Origin of the sequence: Rickettsia monacensis (assembly GCF_000499665.2) — a bacterium.
Taxonomy (GTDB): Bacteria; Pseudomonadota; Alphaproteobacteria; order Rickettsiales; family Rickettsiaceae; genus Rickettsia; species Rickettsia tamurae.
The window spans coordinates 857366-875508 of record NZ_LN794217.1 but is presented as its reverse complement, the minus strand read 5'-3'; the positions used below and the strand labels follow the sequence as shown (position 1 = coordinate 875508).

Genomic DNA, 18143 nt, shown 5'->3' with positions numbered 1-18143 from the left:
AGGCGACGTGGCAATCCAGTTAAATAATTTCATCATATAAATCTTTCCAATTTACATTCATTTGCTCAATTAAATTAAGCTTTTTTGCTCTTGAGCCTGATTTAATTTGTGTTCATATATACGTTTGATAAGATTAGAAGTTACTCCTAAGTAAATAGTACCGTTTCGTTTATTAGCAATAATATATACAGTCGGTTGTTTCATAATTTTTACTGGATTGCCACGCTCCTTTCAGTCGCTCGCAATGACGACTTGGGTATCCTTCTCGCAATGACGTTGTTACTTCCCAGCTTTCTCATCCCCAGGCAATATGTAAGTCGGGCTGTGCCAGTGAGAGCTAAAATCAAACTCACGATATTCTATGTCTAAATCGACCGGTTCATAAGCTACTTTCTTTAGCTTCTCATCATATTTAACTTGTGTATAACCGGTTAACGGGAAATCTTTACGTAATGGATGCCCCTCAAATTCATAATCGGTTAGTATTCGTCTTTTATCATCATTGCCATCAAAATTTATCCCGTACATATCGTAAACTTCACGCTCATACCAACAAGCGGCACTAAATATATTCATTGCCGAAGGTATAGTTTCTTTTTCAGATATATCTACTTTTATCATTAAACGCTTATTTAATTTTAAGCTTAGTAAATTATATACTACTTCAAATCTTTTATCTCTTTCAGGAAAATCAGAGCCGAATAAATCCGTAAGTACAGTAAAACGTAATTCTTCCGATTCTTTTAAAGCTTTTAAAAACGGTAATAAAAAATTCGGCGCAATTTTATAAGCTAAATAATTCTTAACTGTGACCGGAGTTATTAAAATGCTAGATTTAGCTGCAAGTTTTTCAATGAGTTTGTCTAGCGTCATACTTAAAACCTGTAGTGCGTTTAATTTTTTTCTGTAGCTGCATAAGCCCGTAAATTAATGTTTCGGCAGTAGGAGGGCAACCAGGGACATATATGTCAACCGGTACGATTCTATCACAGCCACGCACTACCGAATAGGAAAAGTGGTAATAGCCGCCGCCGTTAGCACAGCTACCCATTGAAAGCACCCATTTAGGCTCAGCCATCTGATCATATACTTTACGTAGAGCCGGTGCCATTTTATTAGTAAGCGTTCCTGCGACTATCATAAGGTCGGACTGTCTTGGACTTGGTCTAAATAACATACCGAAGCGATCCATATCATATCTGCTTGCTGCTGCCTGCATCATCTCAACAGCACAACAAGCAAGCCCAAAAGTCATAGGCCATAAGGAATTAGTTCTCGCCCAGCCTATAACGTCATCAACTTTAGTGAGTAAGAATCCTCTATTAGAAAGCTCATGGTTTAATAATTCGTCTTCTTGATAAAAGTTATTATGCATGTTTATTCTTAATAAATTAAATACAGTAAATATAGTCATTCCGTACACGTCATCCCGTAGCTTGTCCAGCTTTGTTGCATGGATCGGTTTTTCCGTCATTGCGAGCAATTGTAAGGAGCGTGGCAATCTCATGAAATAATGAGAATCTCCTGAGATTGCTTCGTCAAAACTTACAGTTTTTCCTCGCAATGATGGAAAAACCGATCCATGCAACAAAGCTGGACAAGCTACGGGATGACCCCAAGTATTTTTATTACCAGTCTAAAGCTCCTTTCTTCCATTCATATATGAACCCGATAGTAAGTACGAATAAGAAAAATATCATTGAGAAAAAGCCTATTTTACCTATTGTATTAAGGCTAATAGCCCAAGGCACTAAAAATGCGATTTCAAGGTCAAAGATAATAAATAAAATAGCAACTAAGTAAAAACGTATGTCAAATTTTGACCTTGCATCACTAAAAGGTTCAAAACCACATTCATAAGGCTCTAGCTTATCTTTATTATATTTCTTTGTCGATAATAGGTTAGGTAGAATCATTATTAAACCGGAAACCAATACCGCAATACCGAAAAATATAGCAATCGGTAGGTATTCTTGTAAAAGCTCTGAGTTTTGTAGCATATGTTTTTTATTATGTAATTTCTGTGTCATACCATACAAAATGTCATCCCGCGACTTGATCGCGGGATCCAGACTTTTTAAATTTTTTTCTGGACCCCGTGGTCAAGCCACGGGGTGACACAGTGGGTTTTACCGGTCCACGCAATGACGTAGGTTTAATGATACTTATTTCTATATTTACCTCAAATAGCATCAATTATCAACGACAATATCAGGTTTAACTAGTAACTTCATTAAAACTAGTATCCAAATACTGCTTGATATCCACCATATTTGCCAAATATTATATGAAATCATGCCGATAATGTAGTAATTTATAAAACATGCATAAGAAGCTGACCTAAAATTATTATTCTTTATTTTATCAATTTGTTTTAAGTATTTATAGGTTAAGCTTAAAAATAATATTAAACCTATTATACCGAGTTCAAGAGTGATTTGTAATATATTATTATGAGGATGAAGCGGCAAAGGATGCCATTTTTCACCTTTATAATCGATCATTTCACTATCATTGACTTCGATATATTTAGAAGAAGCAAAGCCATAGCCTAAAATCGTCTTTTCGATGATTTTGTTTGCGACGAAATGCAAAATAAATAAACGATGAGCAGCTGAAGGCTGAGTAGTTAAATATTTTTCAGATAAATATTGCGGTTCTATTTGTTTAGCTATAACGGGTAATAGTAATGAGCCGGTAATTAAACTTATTGCAATTAACTTGAAAAATATCGGCTTTATAAGTCTTGCTAAAATAAATATTACTCCTCCTATACCGAAACCTAAAAAACTTGCTAAACTATCGGAAATACTTAATAAATAAAGCACTAATATATATAGCATTAATGCATGTCTTCTTTTACTAGACCTCTTCGGAAACTCTACTTCTAGAGGTAATTTGTACGTCGATCCGGTACTTGAATCCTCACGTACATTTGAGTACGTTGCGGTTCTGCGTTCTGTGTCTCCTCCAAATTCCTCTCTATAAGCGAGTTTCCGAAGAGGTCTACCGTTAGAGAGTAAAATTATAATCGCTACCCAAGCAGTAATTGAAAGTAAAGCACAGCCCCGATCTAACATATATAAGCCAAAACTAGCTTTGAATATTCTTGTTAAAAAACCATGAGAAGAATATTCGATGAAGAATAATAATATTGCTGTGAGAATCCCGAATATTAAGGCTTTTTTAAGCTGTAAGCGATTTTGAAAAGGAGCAGAATTACTAACGATAAATCCAAGGAATAAGAGTATGGAAACTTGAGTAAAAGTAGCTAAGCTATTAATAGGATGAATTGCGAATAAACAAGATATAAAGCACCAAGCGGTGAATAATAGTTCGGTTTTTATGACATCCCCACACTTTATGATGTCATTCCCGCGAAAGCGGTGATCCATTTTATTTTTTCTAGATTCCTGCTTTCGCAGGAATGACATAGACATTTGTGGGAGGGTATTCCGTACAACAATACTTAGCAAAAAAATTGTAACAGTAGCTGCAGCTGATAAGCCCGCAAGCATCCCAAGGCTTGGAATTAAAAATATTAAACTTGAAATTAAATATTGCATCTAAAAACAATCTTTAGCAAAAATTTCATAGATTGGGTGTTCAAACGTTGAAAGTGAAATGCTTGACGAAATCATCCATCCTTGAAAGAGTAAATTAGGATCTTCGTCTATTTTATATTCTGTTATGGTCATCAACAAATAATTATCTTCATTATACGGATCAAGATTTTTTGTACATTTATGTAATTTGATTTTTATATTACCGAAATATTTTTCTTCCCCGACTTTAAAATCTATCTCTTCAGAAGTAGCGGTAATTTTATTTAATGCAATAATTTTACCGTTTGTGTAATTCTTAAATTCAGAACTATTATTAATATTATCGTTTGGATTTAAAATAGGATGATTTTCATCAAGAGGGATAAATACATCATTTTCAATATCCTCGGTTGTAGTAACCGACTCTAAATTTTCTGCGAATATAGGAAAATTAATGCATATAGTAATGATAAAAATAATTTTTAGTAATTTCATAAATAAACATATTTTTTTCAAAATTATATACTATAGGGGATTAATGGCAATGATAATTTATAATATATGTCATACCGTGGCTTGACCACGGTATGACAGTAAGTCACAGTATGATATAATAACATGCTCCACTTTAAAGAACTCTTAAATTCTATTTTACGGCAGGATTTTTACAGTTTTATAATTAAGGTATTTAATACTATTAATCCCGGAGCAGAGTATTACCCAAGTAAACATATAAGAATAATTACCGATTATTTAAATGCCGTGCAAAGCGGTGAGTTTAATAATTAATATACCGCCAAGGAGTTTAAAGTCTATTTGTGTTAGCGTTGCTTGGCCTGCTTATTTACTTGGGGCCAAGTCCCACCAAAAGAATTATGGTTGCCAGCTATTCTCAAATACTTAGCATTAAACACTCACTAGATTGTCAGTTTATTTTAAATTCCGATTAAGGAACTTTTTCCAAGTACTATCCTTAGTAAAACTCATAATCAAAAAAGTAAATTTTTAACGACAGCTAACTGCTTTAGATTTGCAACATCGGTCGGAGGATTGGCAACAGGCGAGGGCGGTGATATCTTAATTATCGATGATCCTCATAATCCTACGCAAATTCATTCTTATAAAATACGTAAGAAAGTTATAGATTGGTTTGAGCAAACTTTTGTTAGCAGACTAAATAATCGTAATAAGGGAGCGATAGTTTTAGTTATGCAGCGTCTTCATACGGATGATTTATCCGGTTATCTACTTAATAATAGCAATTCATGGCATGATTTAAAAATTCCGGCGATTAGTATTCAAGATTATTCTTTTAAATTAATGAATAAAGAATATCACTATCTTAGTGGTGAAGTATTAGACAGCTATAAAGAACCTCCTGATTGCTTAGCAAAGTTAGAGCAGGAAATAGGTAGCTATAATTATAATGCTCAATATTTGCAAGAACCTATAGCTATAGGGTCATCGCTACTTAATATGGAGGAAGATATTAGCTTTTATGAAAATTTACCTTCAAGATTTGGTTATTTTGTACAAAGCTGGGATACGGCAATTAAGATTTCCGAAGATTCCGATTATAGTGTTTGCACTATATGAGGGGATTCTTGAGCAGAAATATTATCTAGTATCATTAGTACGGAAAAAAATTAATTATCCTGAGCTTAAGAATTTGACGAAAAAATTAGCTAGAGAATATCAGCCAAAATTTATATTAATCTTTATATTAATCGAAGATAAAGCAAGCGGTCAACAATTGATTCAAGATATAGGATTTTTAGGCGATAATATTAGAGTGATCGGGATTAAGCCAAGATTTGATAAAGTTACAAGATTCGCCTCGATAGTTCCTTTATTTCAATCAGCTAGTGTTCTAATATCCAAACAATCAAGCATAATTTTAAAGGAATTATTGAATTTTCCCCATATTAAAAATGACGATATAGTAGATTCAGTTAGCCAGTTCTTGAATTTTATGAAGGATAAATCGTTTAAATATCCTGCAAGGATTAGGAGTTTAATATAAAAATAGTTGCTTTTTTGTATGGATGTTGGTAGTATTACAGCGGTTTAGTAGTGGCTTTAAAAACGTCATTGCGAGGAAAGGCGAAGCCTTGACGTGGCAATCTCAGGAATTTTGTGCTACTTCATGAGATTGCCACGCTCCTTACAGTCGCTCGCAATGACGATGGACATCATAAAAACAACCAAGGCTGGGTAGCAAAGTGGTAATGCCGTGGACTGCAAATCCTCTATTCGTCGGTTCGATTCCGACCCTGGCCTCCAATATAAAAATTAAAACATCTTATGGAATTTATTTCGCAATTCCTAGAAATGCTTTTAGCCGAGAGAGCATTGTCAAAAAATTCCATACTTAGCTATAAGCGTGACTTATTCGATTTTCAAAATTATCTTGCTAAACAAAAATTATCAGAATTAAATATTACCACAGAGAATGTTAGAGATTGGATTGAGTATCTAGCAACTAATGATTTGCAAGCACGCTCAATCAACAGAAAAATCTCAACTATAAAAAGTTATTATGAATTTTTAATTAGCGAAAACCATACCGCTTTTAATCCGGTTCTTAACGTAGATTTGCCCAAATATCAAAATAAACTTCCCGAAATATTATCTATAGATCAAATTAAATCGTTACTTGAACATTGCTCTCAAGATAATTCTCCTGAAGGTATCCGGCTTAATGCTATGATTCATTTGCTTTATGCTAGCGGTCTTAGAGTCTCGGAGCTTGTTAGTCTTAAGCTTGCTGATATTCTGACTAATAAAACGTCTAAAGGAGAAATAAGAAAAATATTTTCGGTACTTGGTAAAGGTAATAAAGAAAGAGTCATAGTAATAAATGAACAGGCAGTTATCAGTATTGCTAAATATCTTGCAATTATAGATGTTTTTGTGAATAAAGCTAAACCAGAAAATCTAATTTATTTATTTCCCTCATCAGCTTTAGCGGGTTATATGACTAGGCAAAATTTTGCTATTCTGTTAAAATCTGCTGCCCTTTATGCAGGACTTAACCCTGAGCATATTTCTCCGCATATATTACGTCACAGTTTTGCAAGTCATTTGCTTGAGGGCGGAGCAGACTTAAGAGTAATTCAAGAGCTACTCGGTCACGCTGATATATCCACTACCCAAATATATACTCATCTTCAAACTAATCATCTAAAAAAAGCATTATTGCATCACCCCCTTAATAAAAATTAATTTATCTTAATCTTTTATAAAGTGCTTGTTAATATTTTTTAACTAAATATAATATGCCTTTTAAATTTAAGGAATAAATTATATGAAGCTAAAAGAAATTATGATCTCTTGTATTAGTAAACCTAGAAAAATTGAAAAAAAATATCCTAGATTAGATCAAAAGAAAGAAGCAGGATTCAATGTTTGTTCCAGGTTAGGATACAAAAATCAAGAAGTAGAATTTAGTAACTATTATGAGTTAGTTAAAAAAATTCAACAAGGAGAAATAACTTTAGAAGTTCTAGAAAATTTAAGGAAATTAAAAGTAGATGATAAAAAATCTTTTCTAGCAGATGTGAAAGATATTATATCTAACAATAGGTTACATGAACTTAATGGAAAAATGATAGAACATGCTTTAGATTTAGTTGATTCTAAAGATTCAGCTTTTTTACTCCGTAGGACAAAAGAGGATGGTATATTTCGAGATCTAATATATTTAGAAGCAAAAGAAAACAAGTTTACTGTAGAAATTGATAAAAAAGGAACTTTGAAAATTAACTTTCCTAGCGGGGTACTTGAGCTTTACAAGCTATTAATTGATAATTTTTATTTGAAAAAATTTGAAGAAGAGGAATTACAGAAAAAATTATATCAAGAATTGTTACCTGATTTCAAAATTTCTTTTGAAAAACTAATTGAAGAAGAGGAGTTGCAGAAAAAATTATATCAAGAATTATTACCTGATTTCAAAATTTCTTTTGAAAAACTAAATTTTTTTGAGGGTTTTATTGAATGCTTAAAAGAATTTTATATTAAAAATAGTTTAGCACGAAGCATAATGAGTTTATTTGTAAGTAGAAATATTAAAGAACATGCTGTATGTGAAGGATTACTTGAATTAGATACATTTAAAAAATTATTTGAGGAAAAAATGTCATTATACGGAACTTCTGCTGATTCTAAATTATTAGTGGTTGATTATGTATTAAATGATGTAAAAGATGTTTATATTAGCAATTTAGCATCTTCAAATATTTTAGATTTAGTAATACATAGTCAGTCAAATAGTGAGATAGTAGAATCAATAGAAATTCTAGGAAATAGTGAAAGCCCAGTATGACTTTCTAGATACTGTCTTAAAGTTTTGATTATAAATATAGTAAAAACATCTAGAAATTAATTTAATCTATAATTAATATTTAAATAATTATAAGTTAGATTAATATTAAATATGGCTACAAAAAATAAAAAAGAAACAGTGAATACTAAAACAAAAAATTTAGCAAATTTAGTTATCAAAGAAATAGGTAACGAAAATTTTGATTTTGGTGTTTTGCAAAAGATGCAGCAGGCTTTTAGTACTGCAAGTAAGCAAAAACAAAGGGAAGCTTTTATAAGTTTTTTAGATAAAAAGCTTAATAAAGAGCAATTACATAAACTCAATCAAGCAATAATGGAAAATGCAAATGAATTAATGCCGGATAATGATCCTAATTTTGTTTGTCGTACTCCTAATAATAAAGTTTTTCAAGAAATATTATTATTGGAAGCAAAACGCTCAGGTATGAAAGCAAAATTTAATGATAAAGGAGAATTACAATCTCTTGATGTAAAAGATATAACACAGGAAATATTAGATCACTATTGTATTTTACAAGAAAAATTTTATCCTAAAAGAGATTCTAAAGATTTGATAGATAGTAGAATAGCTCAAAGTATTAATTTTTTATTATATGCTCCACTTTTCCGAGAATCAGATATATATACAAAATTAGGTTTAAAATCTGCTGAGATAGAGCGAGAAATACAAGATCCTAACTGTAAGTATGTTAAACAATTAGTAGATGCTAAAATAGGAACCAATATACATTTTAATACCAAAGAAAATTTAGAAAATAAAGCAAATGAAGGAAAAAAGACTAAGATATCTTCAATAATTGAAAAAGCAATAACAACACTCGAGAAAGACAAAAAGGTAAGTATTGAAGATAAGAGACAAGGAGAAATAAAAAGGCATTTATCTAAATCCTTAGAAGGAGCTTCTGATTATATATTAACATTCAAAAAAAATGATTTAGTAGATGTAATATATCAAGGATTAGATAAAAGACAAACTTGGTGGTCAAAGATTGTTAATTATATAGGTATAAAATCATATTCCATTTCTAAAGAAAATCTTGAGAAAATAGGAAAAATAATAAATAGTGAAATTAAAAACTCTCATACTCCTTTAAAGATAGAAATACAAGAACAGTTAAAACAAATCTCAAAAGAGTTAAATAGATTAAATAATCCGGCATTGCCGTCAGAGGCTAAAAAGGTTCAGGCAAAATCTAAAAAACCGCCTGTTCCTCCAAAACCTGAACACCTCAAAAAAAGAAATCACGAATTATAATGATTTTGTTGTGTGGCTCAGTTTTTTCGTCATTGCGAGGAAAAATTGAAAATTTTGACGAAGCAATCCAGTAAAAAATTCTGATTTTACAGAATTTTTTATTATTTTTCTGGATTGCCACGCTCCTTTCAGTCGCTCGCAATGACGATTCGGTGTCTACACAAGCAAGCCTTTCGCAGGAATGACATCAATCCCTATAATTTATTACTTCCCATAATATTATAACCGCAATCTACATAATGAATTTCACCGGTAACACCTTTAGATAAATTACTAAATAAATATACTGCTGCTCCTCCTACATCTTCTTGGGTAGTATTACGTTTTAACGGTGCGGTTGCAGCGTGAGATTTAAGCATAGTACTAAAATCACCTATTGCACTAGATGCTAAAGTTTTGATAGGTCCTGCCGAAATAGCATTTACTCTAATATTATTTTCTCCCAAATCGTTTGCTAGATATTTTACACTAGCCTCAAGTGCAGCTTTAGAAATCCCCATTACATTATAATTAGGTATAACTTTTTCAGCACCGTAGTAAGTTAACGTCACAATGCTTCCGCCGTCATGCATTAAGGCTTCTGCGGATCTTGAGAGTTCTAAAAGAGAGTAACATGATATATGTAAGGAATTATGAAAATTTTCTAAGCTAGTATCAACATAACGTCCTTTTAATTCATTTTTATAGGCAAAAGCCATACCGTGAAGTAAGAAATCGAAACTACCCCATTTCTCTTTTATATCATCAAATAAATTACTAATTGATTTTGGATTCGTAACATCAAGTTCGCTAACAAAATTACAACCTATTTCCTCAGCAAGCGGTTTAACTCGTTTTTCTAGTACTTCCGATTGATAAGTAAACCATAGTTCGGCACCGTGTTTTTTAGCAAGCTGTGCAATCGCCCACGATATTGACATATTATTTGCAATACCTGTAATTAAGCCTTTTTTTCCTTGTAGTAATCCTGTAGTCATTTATTTACTCATTATATTAAAACTTGCTGAAATGATAGCATGATGTATGTTTTTGTAAACAAATAATCGATAAAAATGTATAAACCTAAAATCATATGTTTACTGCTAGGTATGTTAAGCGGTTTAGTTTTTGCTCCGACTTTCTTTATACCGGCATTATTAACGTTATCTTACTTATGTTATATAGTTCAAAAATCCGAAAATTGGCAAGAAGCCGCAAAATTTGGTTATTTATTCGGTTTTGGGCATTTTTTAAGTGGAATATATTGGATAAGTATCGGTGTTAGCGTTTATATTGCAGATTTTTGGTGGGCAATTCCTTTTGCGTTATTTGGACTACCTATAGTTTTAGCTTTCTTTATATCGGCAAGTTGCACGCTTAGTTTTTTCGCTAAAAATAATAAATATTACCAATTTATATTCTGTTTATGTTGGGTATTATTTGAGTGGATACGTTCGTGGATTTTTACCGGTCTTCCTTGGAATTTGATCGGTTATGCTTTTTCATTTTCAGATATTTTAATACAGTCTTTAAGTATAATAGGGATATATGGACTTAGTTTTATAGTTATATATATTGCCACTTTCGCTTATCCTTTATTTAGCAAGCAATTTACTCAGTTAAAAATATTACTAGCTAGTTCAGTTCTAGTATTAACCTTAATTGTCATTTACGGAGCAGTAAGGCTAAGTAATAACCATGCAAATTTTACCGATATAAAAGTGCGATTAGTGCAGCCTTCGATCCCTCAAACCGAAAAATGGAATGAAGAAGAATTTTGGCATAATTTAATGCTATATATTAATTTATCGGACAATTCGGAACCTACCGATTTAATTATTTGGTCTGAAGCAGCATTAGTAGTACCTGATGATATACCGCAAGTTAAATCAGAATTATTAAAAATGCTAAATTCTACAAATGCTATTTTGATAACAGGAGGAATTTCGGATAATAAAAAACAAGGTGATGAGTTTGAACTTTACTCAGCTATGTATGCTCTTGATAAAAATGATCATAAATTATTTGAATACCATAAATCACATTTAGTACCTTTCGGTGAGTATATGCCTCTTAAAAAGATACTACCGTTTAAAAAATTAACTCACGGTTTAATTGATTATAAAGAAGGAGACGGAGGGCTTGTTTATCTTGAAAAATATAATCTTAAAATTAAACCTTTAATTTGCTATGAATCTATTTTTCCTGATTTTGTACGGACGAATAATGAAATAGCCGATGTAATAATTAATATTACAAATGATGCATGGTATGGTAAATCAAGCGGTCCATATCAGCATTTTCATATTAGTAGAAGTAGAGCCGTAGAGAACGGTTTACCTATGATTAGAGTAGCGAATAACGGTATTTCAGCTATAGTAGATCCTTTTGGCAGAACAATAAAAAAACTAAATCTAAATGAAATAAATTATACCCAAGGTTTAATTCCTAAAAAACTAACCTCTCCTACTATATTCTCGCAATTCGGTAATTTTACTATTCTATTACTCATCGTTTTTATACTTTTAATTAATTATTTATTAGCCTTGATTCTTGATAACTAAAGGGTTTTAGTATTATTATATTAAATTTTTAATAAAGTTGCTTGATTAAATATAAAGTAATATATATTACATTCAAAGTTGAATAGACTTTATAATAATTAACTTTTAATAATTAAAACTTATTGTTAAAATGAATGATTCAATAAAACATCCGGACAAACTCGCAAGTGAACGTTTAAAAGAACGACGTCTTGCTGTAGGTATTAGCCAAAAAGAATTAGGGCAAGCTTTAGACATTAGTGCTCTCCAAGTTAAAAAATATGAAGAAGGTTTAAGTAGGTTATATGTTTTTGCAAAAGTTTTAAATACGCCTTTAAAGTATTTCTTTAATAGTTCTGAAGAAGAAAAGTTAAAAACTGACGATGAAAATACTTCTAATAATAAAATTGAATATCTATTCAAAGAAATAGAAAGTGATTTTTTAAATAATATTGCTGAAGAAGAAGGGCAATATGAAAATGACATCTCTTTTGATTATAAAGAATTATCAAGGACTATGGAAAGAGAACTTTTATCGTTAACTAGAGCATTTACTAGAGTACAAAATCCAAATATTAGAAAAATAATAATTGAACTTGTCAGATCAGTATCTATACCTTGTGAATAATATTAAATTTTCATTGACTTAGCATTACTAAAGTATTAATTTTTGTTAAGGTTTAGTAAATTCTGAACCATGTAACAATTATTAAATATATTGGAGGAAGTTTATGAGTAAAAGTAAGGCTATAGAAAATAACGGTATTAGTAATACAAATAGTACAAACGGTAAATATATGACTCCAAGGCCGGAAGGAGTAAAACCTACCTGTGTAGTAATTACTTATTCTGTAAGCAAGGATATTAAAGCTGCTCGTGAAGTATTGGATGAGCGAGGTGCAAGTGTTCATTACATAATTGATAAGGATGGGACTCAAAAAGAATATCATAATGATTTAACAGATCAAGCTTTTTATGCGGGCAAGAGTAGTTGGAAAGGAGAAGTAGGTGTTAATAAGTTTGGTATTGGAGTCATGCTTATTAATGATGCAAAAAGCGATTTTCCTAAAGAGCAAATAGGGAAATTAAAAAGCTTTCTTACAGATTTAGCAGAAAGATATCCAGATTTAGATTTAAAACATGATTTAGTTGGTCTTGGTGAAGTAACTGTAAACCGAGAAGGAAATGCTCATATAGCTCCTGGATCAAAATTTCCTTGGAAAGAATTAGCGGAAGCGGGTTTTGGTAGATATTTTGAGACTATGCAAGAGCAAAAGAGTAAATTATTATTAAGTCCTGATAGTACTGGAGAAAAAGTTAATACTTTACAAGGAAATTTAAAAGAATATGGCTATGGAGTAGAATCCACAAGTACATTTGATCAATTTACTCAGCAAGCAGTTAGAGTATTTAATGATCGTTATGGTACCGGTTTAACAGGTGAAGAGCCGCCCGTAAGCTGGACTGAAGCAGGTCAAGATGTTCTATCGCAATTACTAGGGCAAACGGTATTAGAACAAACAGAAAATGCATAGTTTAAGAAATGAATTTCTTTTTCATTTTGCAAGCCTTGCTGCATAAGTACTGAATCGTCATTAAGAGGATGAATGGCTTGTTTAGGATCGATTCCACCCCTGTCATCCCGCGACTTGATCGCGGGATCCAGTTTAAAATACTAAAAATTTTAGTATTTTAAGTTACTTTTATGGATACTGTGGTCAAGCCACGGTATGACAACCAAATGCATTTTTCGATCCACGCAACAATGTCATGCGGGGATGACATCGAGTATGCTTTTCGAGTCGTGCAACAACTTTATGCAATAATAACTTTTCGCAAAGGCGGTAATGACATCGGAGTATAGGCTATCTCAAGCAATTCTTTTAGGCAATACTATTTATTGGTTATTGACATAATCTTAAAATGGTGCTAAACATTAAAAATTTAGAGGCTATCTGTAAATAACCCCGATTATGGATAAGAAATACATGGTTTATTAGGTTTAAGTTGGTAAGCAATAAGAGCAGAGAATAGAGAAGTAAAGAAATTAATAGGTGATCGATGTCTGGAAGGAGTAATATTAAAATTCTCTTTTATGTAGCCAAAAATGGTTTCGATAATGAATCTCTTCCTTAAAAGGATTTTATCCAAAAGAGGTAATAAATAGTTTTTCATATCCTTTCTTATTCCGGTAATTTTTATTAAACCTTGCTTATAAAGTTTTGTAAACATTTTTTCTGAAATAAACCCCTTATCATCATAACACTTACCTTTTAGACCTTTTTTGATAACCATTGCTTCAAATGCAATTCTGTCATCAACATTACCTTTGGTAATTTTAACAGCAATAATTTCTCCCTTATCATTGATTATCATATGAAGCTTGAATCCAAAAAACCAATCGACAGAACTACGTCCCATTTTTGCAAGATTATTAAAAGTTCTGTTAGAATTAATTCTGATATTTTTACATACTGCAAAATGTGTGGAATCTGCATAATAAATTCCCGTTCTTTTCCCACTTAAGTAATGTAACATCACAATCAATGGCAGAAATAATGAAGGAATAAGCTGAACAAATCTCTCATAACAAGGTGGATTCCTGAACAAATTACCATTAATAATAAAGTTTTGGTAATAAGCTTTTAAATGTTTATATGCACTAAAATGGTAAAAATCATTATTGAGAGTTCTTCACTTAAGGAAAGCTTACCTTCTCTAAATCTTTGCTTATTACTTTTCAGCAATTGATGTTTTACCCATTTCTCATAAATTTTACAAAATTTATCTACTATACAAAATATTGTAGTATATTTACACATGTTATTAAACCTTTATTTTACTCCTTCAGTGCCCTATTTATATAAGGTTTAATAACTCTTGCAACCTTCCTTCCTCTCTATTCCTTATCCATAATCGGGATTATATTAATTATTATTAATTAAATTAGATAATAATTAGTTAAAGAATGTAAACCATTTTAAAATTTATGAATGAAAATTAATTAAAACTTATAAAAAGAAGTGTATTTTTTCATAGAAGAGGTCCTGATCGTAATTTCATCAGGGATTTCGGTTATGAACCTTGAAGGATAAGAACGGACTATTTCATAAAATATTTTTCGGTTTTCCGCATGTGTAATGTATAGGTCTTTTTTGGCTCTCGTAATGCCGACATAAGCAATGCGGCGTTCTTCTTCTAAGCCTTTTTCACCGTCTTCGTCTAGAGATCTTTGAGACGGAAATACCCCCTCTTCCCATCCCGGTAAAAACACTACGTCAAACTCAAGCCCTTTAGCTGCGTGCAGTGTCATTATAGTAACAGAGCCACCGTAATTGGTTTCAAGTACTTCATTTTCCATAACTAAGCTTGAATGTTCGATAAAATCATGAATATCGTTAAATTCGGCAATAGCTCTAAGCATTTCGTTAATATTTTCGATTCTACCTAATGCTTCTTCGGTTTTTTCTTCTTGAAGCATTTCAAGATAACCGGAATCATCAAGTATTGCTTTAACCACGTTTATTGGAGCATCTATACTAAATCTTTCGTACCAATTATCGATTTTAGTAACCAAATCTTTTAGAGAATCATATGATTTTGCTTTAATCTCACCTATTTCTAGCATTTCTTTAATGGCTGCGAAATTAGAAATATTTCGCTCAAGTGCATAAACTCTAATTTTATTTAAGCTAGCTGCACCTATTGCCCTTTTCGGCACATTTATAATACGCTCAAGTGCTAGATTGTCATTTTGATTCAAAGATATACGGATATAAGCAAGCACGTCTCTTATTTCCATACGTTCATAGAACCGCAAACCGCCTATAATTTTATAAGGCATAGCACTATTTATAAAAGCCTCTTCAAAACTTCTAGTTTGGAAACCTGCCCGCACTAATATAGCGATATTACCTGCATTATATCGGTCTTCTCTCACTAACTTATCTATTTCGCCGGCTATATATCTTGCTTCTTCTTTATCACTCCAACAAGAAATAATTTTTATCTTTTCACCGCTTTCCCTATCCGTCCATAACGTTTTACCGTGACGGTTCTTATTATTATTGATAACATTGGAAGCAGCAGCAAGTATTGGCAAAGTTGATCTATAATTCTGCTCTAATTTAATAATTGTTGCACCTGCAAAATCTTTTTCAAAACGTAATATATTCCCGACTTCTGCTCCTCGCCAACCATAGATAGATTGATCATCATCCCCTACACAGCAGATATTTTTATATAAACTTGCGAGCATTCTTGCCCATAAATACTGGACAACGTTAGTGTCTTGATATTCATCGATTAAAATATATCGATATTTTTCTTGGTAATATCTTAGTATTTTGGGATTTTTAATAAAAAGCTCATTATTATAAAGTAGCAAATCTCCAAAATCTAAAACATTAGAAATAAGTAAATTTTTCTGATATTCTTCGTATACAAGTTTTGCCACCCGCTGCAGCGGTAAATTAGTATCTGATGCTGATAGTTTACTTGGTAATAATCCTTGATCTTTCCATCTCGAAATTATGATATGTATTAATTTAGGAGCATATTTTTTAGTATCAATATCTTTTAGCTTTACTATATCTTTAACTAGTTTTAATTGATCATCATGACTAATAATAGTAAATCTATTATTTAAACCAAGATTTAAATGCTCAATCTGGTCACGTAATATCCTAGCTGCCATTGAGTGGAAAGTGCCTATATTAAGACCATAGCAATTAATTAGACTATTAACTCTTTCAGCCATTTCTTTAGCAGCTTTATTAGTAAAAGTAACGGCTAGAATATTTTGAGGTGAGGCTAAATTTTGGTGAATAATATTAGCTATTCTTGAGGTAAGTACCTTTGTTTTACCTGTCCCTGCACCTGCAAGCAATAAAAGCGGTCCTTCAGTGTGAAGAACTGCTTTTTGTTGCTCTGGATTTAATGTATGTATGAAATCTTGATTTTGCATTGTACCTGTCATACCGTGGCTTGACCACGGTATCCATAAAAAAATTTAAAAAGACTAGACCCCGTGATCAAGGAACTAGGTGACACTGTTGGCCTTGTTGCATGGATCAATTCCACCACTGTCATCCCGCGACTTGATCGCGGGATCCAGATTTAAAATACTAAAATTGTTAGTATTTTAAGTTGTTTTCTGGATACCGTGGTCAAGCCACGGTATAACACCGAGCGTATTTTTCGATCCATGCAACAATGCCAACACTGTTCTAAAATATCACCTAATTCTTCTCAGATTTTTAATAATATAAGAAATAGTAATTATCGGACTACAAATAATTATTTTAAATAACCTAAAATAAGAGATTAAATTTCTATCTTCAATAAACCAATTATATAAATCATTTATAGGTTTAATCTCAGCAGGAATAATATATTTATCTTTAAATAATTCTTTCAAAGCTCTTTTTGCCTGTTTTGCTTCTACTTTACGCTCTATTGTTAAGCTTTGATCATGTACTCGGTAGAAATATAAAGATTCCGGTATATGAGCAAATTTCGTAACAAGTCCAAAACGAAGCCAATATTCATAATCATCCACTAACTGTATATTTTCATTATATCCACCTACCTGCCTTGCTAAATCAACTCTATATAAGAAACATGCACCGACGCAATCTCTAATCGGTAAAAACTCAGGCGGTTCTTGATAAAGTCTTGCACCTATACTACCTTGCTCATCGATTAAAGTATAATCAGTATATACAAGCCCTATCTCAGGTGAATTATCAAGTGTCTTAACCATTTTTTCTAAAGCATTTTCATGGAAAAGATTATCATCTGAAGTCCAAGTAAAATACTCCCCCTTAGCCTCTTTAAAAGCAATATTAAGACTTGCCGGTAATCTTTTATTGGTCTCATTTACTATTACCTTAATACGTGAATCCTGCTCTGCATATTTCCTAGCTACTATAACACTATTATCTTTTGAGCAATCATCAATAATAATAAGCTCAAAATCTTTAAAACTTTGATTAAGGCAGCTCTCAATAGCAAAAGGTAATAGCTTCTCTCTATTATAAACCGGTAAAACTATTGAGATTTTTGGAAGATTACTATGCATGTACTCCTAACATGTCAAGGGTATTTAAACTATTATATCTTCTATTAGTTCTGATTCTTCAGATTTACATCCATCTTCAAAGATTAATATTGCTTAAAGCATTATTAAGCATTTTGGGTGTTATAGTATTTTTCTCTTCAAACCTTTTAATTAGTTGCATCAAAGGATAAACATATTCAATTGATAACGATTCTTTATATTGATCTAATAGTCCAGCAAGACAATCAGATACTGCCCATAACCAAGGATCAGCTCCTTCATTATCTATTAAATCAAATACTTCATAAAGTTTTTCAATTTGTACTTCAATATTATCTACAAGAACCGGCATAATTTTTACTATTTATTACTTAGATTATTATATTTTCTATGTCATTCCCACGAAAGCGGGA

General features: G+C 31.7%; 20 protein-coding genes, 1 tRNA gene and 1 pseudogene. 10 read left to right on the top strand and 12 right to left on the bottom strand.

Annotated elements, in window-relative coordinates:
• Positions 1-69: 69 nt before the first annotated feature.
• From RMONA_RS04605 to RMONA_RS04580, 6 genes are all read right to left on the bottom strand, one after another.
• Entirely contained in the window at positions 70-204 is a 135-nt protein-coding gene (locus RMONA_RS04605) for a GIY-YIG nuclease family protein (RefSeq protein ID WP_008580026.1), read from the bottom strand.
• A 75-nt stretch (positions 205-279) separates the two neighbouring features.
• The gene (locus tag RMONA_RS04600) at positions 280-873 is read right to left on the bottom strand and encodes an NADH-quinone oxidoreductase subunit C (protein WP_023507872.1); all 594 of its coding nucleotides are present in this window, start codon (positions 871-873) and stop codon (positions 280-282) included.
• On the bottom strand, positions 851-1375 hold the full coding sequence (locus RMONA_RS04595; protein WP_037213697.1) for a NuoB/complex I 20 kDa subunit family protein: 525 nt from the start codon (positions 1373-1375) through the stop codon (positions 851-853). Before RMONA_RS04595 ends, RMONA_RS04600 begins: the two co-directional genes overlap by 23 nt.
• A 253-nt stretch (positions 1376-1628) precedes the next feature.
• Positions 1629-2000, bottom strand: a complete 372-nt coding sequence (locus RMONA_RS04590; RefSeq protein WP_032139652.1) for an NADH-quinone oxidoreductase subunit A — start codon at positions 1998-2000, stop codon at positions 1629-1631.
• 192 nt (positions 2001-2192) lie between these two features.
• Positions 2193-3566, bottom strand: coding sequence for a palindromic element RPE1 domain-containing protein (locus RMONA_RS04585; RefSeq protein ID WP_023507869.1), 1374 nt, complete (start codon positions 3564-3566; stop codon positions 2193-2195).
• Positions 3567-4040: a DUF2155 domain-containing protein gene (locus RMONA_RS04580; protein WP_023507868.1), complete on the bottom strand. Its 474-nt coding sequence runs from the start codon at positions 4038-4040 to the stop codon at positions 3567-3569.
• Positions 4041-4595: 555 nt separating this feature from the next.
• On the opposite strand from RMONA_RS04580, the gene RMONA_RS10385 reads away from it, so the two are divergent.
• From RMONA_RS10385 to RMONA_RS04550, 6 genes are all read left to right on the top strand, one after another.
• Complete coding sequence (locus RMONA_RS10385) at positions 4596-5141, top strand: transposase (RefSeq protein ID WP_023507867.1); 546 nt, start codon at positions 4596-4598, stop codon at positions 5139-5141.
• Positions 5125-5568, top strand: coding sequence for a phage terminase large subunit (terL, locus tag RMONA_RS10380; RefSeq protein WP_023507866.1), 444 nt, complete (start codon positions 5125-5127; stop codon positions 5566-5568). The genes RMONA_RS10385 and terL overlap by 17 nt, the downstream gene beginning before the upstream one ends.
• A 185-nt stretch (positions 5569-5753) precedes the next feature.
• Positions 5754-5828: transfer RNA gene (locus tag RMONA_RS04565), tRNA-Cys, on the top strand.
• 21 nt (positions 5829-5849) lie between these two features.
• Positions 5850-6770 carry a site-specific tyrosine recombinase XerD gene (xerD, locus tag RMONA_RS04560; RefSeq protein ID WP_023507865.1) on the top strand — a complete coding sequence of 307 codons (921 nt, stop codon included), beginning with the start codon at positions 5850-5852 and terminating at the stop codon, positions 6768-6770.
• Between the two features lie 82 nt (positions 6771-6852).
• The gene (locus RMONA_RS04555; RefSeq protein WP_023507864.1) at positions 6853-7872 is read left to right on the top strand and encodes a DUF5410 family protein; all 1020 of its coding nucleotides are present in this window, start codon (positions 6853-6855) and stop codon (positions 7870-7872) included.
• A 111-nt stretch (positions 7873-7983) separates the two neighbouring features.
• Complete coding sequence (locus RMONA_RS04550; protein WP_023507863.1) at positions 7984-9147, top strand: DUF5410 domain-containing protein; 1164 nt, start codon at positions 7984-7986, stop codon at positions 9145-9147.
• 194 nt (positions 9148-9341) lie between these two features.
• Here RMONA_RS04550 and fabI read toward each other — a convergent pair whose 3' ends face one another.
• On the bottom strand, positions 9342-10124 hold the full coding sequence (gene fabI, locus RMONA_RS04545) for an enoyl-ACP reductase FabI (RefSeq protein ID WP_023507862.1): 783 nt from the start codon (positions 10122-10124) through the stop codon (positions 9342-9344).
• Between the two features lie 75 nt (positions 10125-10199).
• Between fabI and lnt the strand changes: the two genes are divergently transcribed.
• From lnt to RMONA_RS09300, 4 genes are all read left to right on the top strand, one after another.
• A complete protein-coding gene (gene lnt, locus RMONA_RS04540) occupies positions 10200-11690 on the top strand; it encodes an apolipoprotein N-acyltransferase (protein WP_023507861.1) in 1491 nt (496 codons plus the stop codon).
• Between the two features lie 130 nt (positions 11691-11820).
• Entirely contained in the window at positions 11821-12297 is a 477-nt protein-coding gene (locus RMONA_RS04535) for a helix-turn-helix domain-containing protein (protein WP_023507860.1), read from the top strand.
• Positions 12298-12400: 103 nt separating this feature from the next.
• The gene (locus RMONA_RS04530; protein WP_023507859.1) at positions 12401-13204 is read left to right on the top strand and encodes an N-acetylmuramoyl-L-alanine amidase; all 804 of its coding nucleotides are present in this window, start codon (positions 12401-12403) and stop codon (positions 13202-13204) included.
• 170 nt (positions 13205-13374) lie between these two features.
• Positions 13375-13533, top strand: coding sequence for a hypothetical protein (locus RMONA_RS09300; protein WP_023507858.1), 159 nt, complete (start codon positions 13375-13377; stop codon positions 13531-13533).
• 107 nt (positions 13534-13640) lie between these two features.
• On the opposite strand, the gene RMONA_RS04525 is transcribed toward RMONA_RS09300, so the two are convergent.
• The 5 genes and pseudogenes from RMONA_RS04525 to RMONA_RS04510 form a co-directional block, all read right to left on the bottom strand.
• The gene (locus RMONA_RS04525; RefSeq protein WP_242402836.1) at positions 13641-14291 is read right to left on the bottom strand and encodes an IS982 family transposase; all 651 of its coding nucleotides are present in this window, start codon (positions 14289-14291) and stop codon (positions 13641-13643) included.
• Between the two features lie 382 nt (positions 14292-14673).
• Entirely contained in the window at positions 14674-16647 is a 1974-nt protein-coding gene (gene pcrA / locus RMONA_RS04520) for a DNA helicase PcrA (protein ID WP_023507856.1), read from the bottom strand.
• 77 nt (positions 16648-16724) lie between these two features.
• Positions 16725-16881, bottom strand: a pseudogene (locus RMONA_RS11470) (MFS transporter); the annotation flags it as partial.
• Positions 16882-16905: 24 nt separating this feature from the next.
• A complete protein-coding gene (locus tag RMONA_RS04515; RefSeq protein WP_023507855.1) occupies positions 16906-17751 on the bottom strand; it encodes a glycosyltransferase in 846 nt (281 codons plus the stop codon).
• Positions 17752-17827: 76 nt separating this feature from the next.
• A complete protein-coding gene (locus RMONA_RS04510; protein ID WP_023507854.1) occupies positions 17828-18082 on the bottom strand; it encodes a hypothetical protein in 255 nt (84 codons plus the stop codon).
• Between the last annotated feature and the right edge of the window lie 61 nt (positions 18083-18143).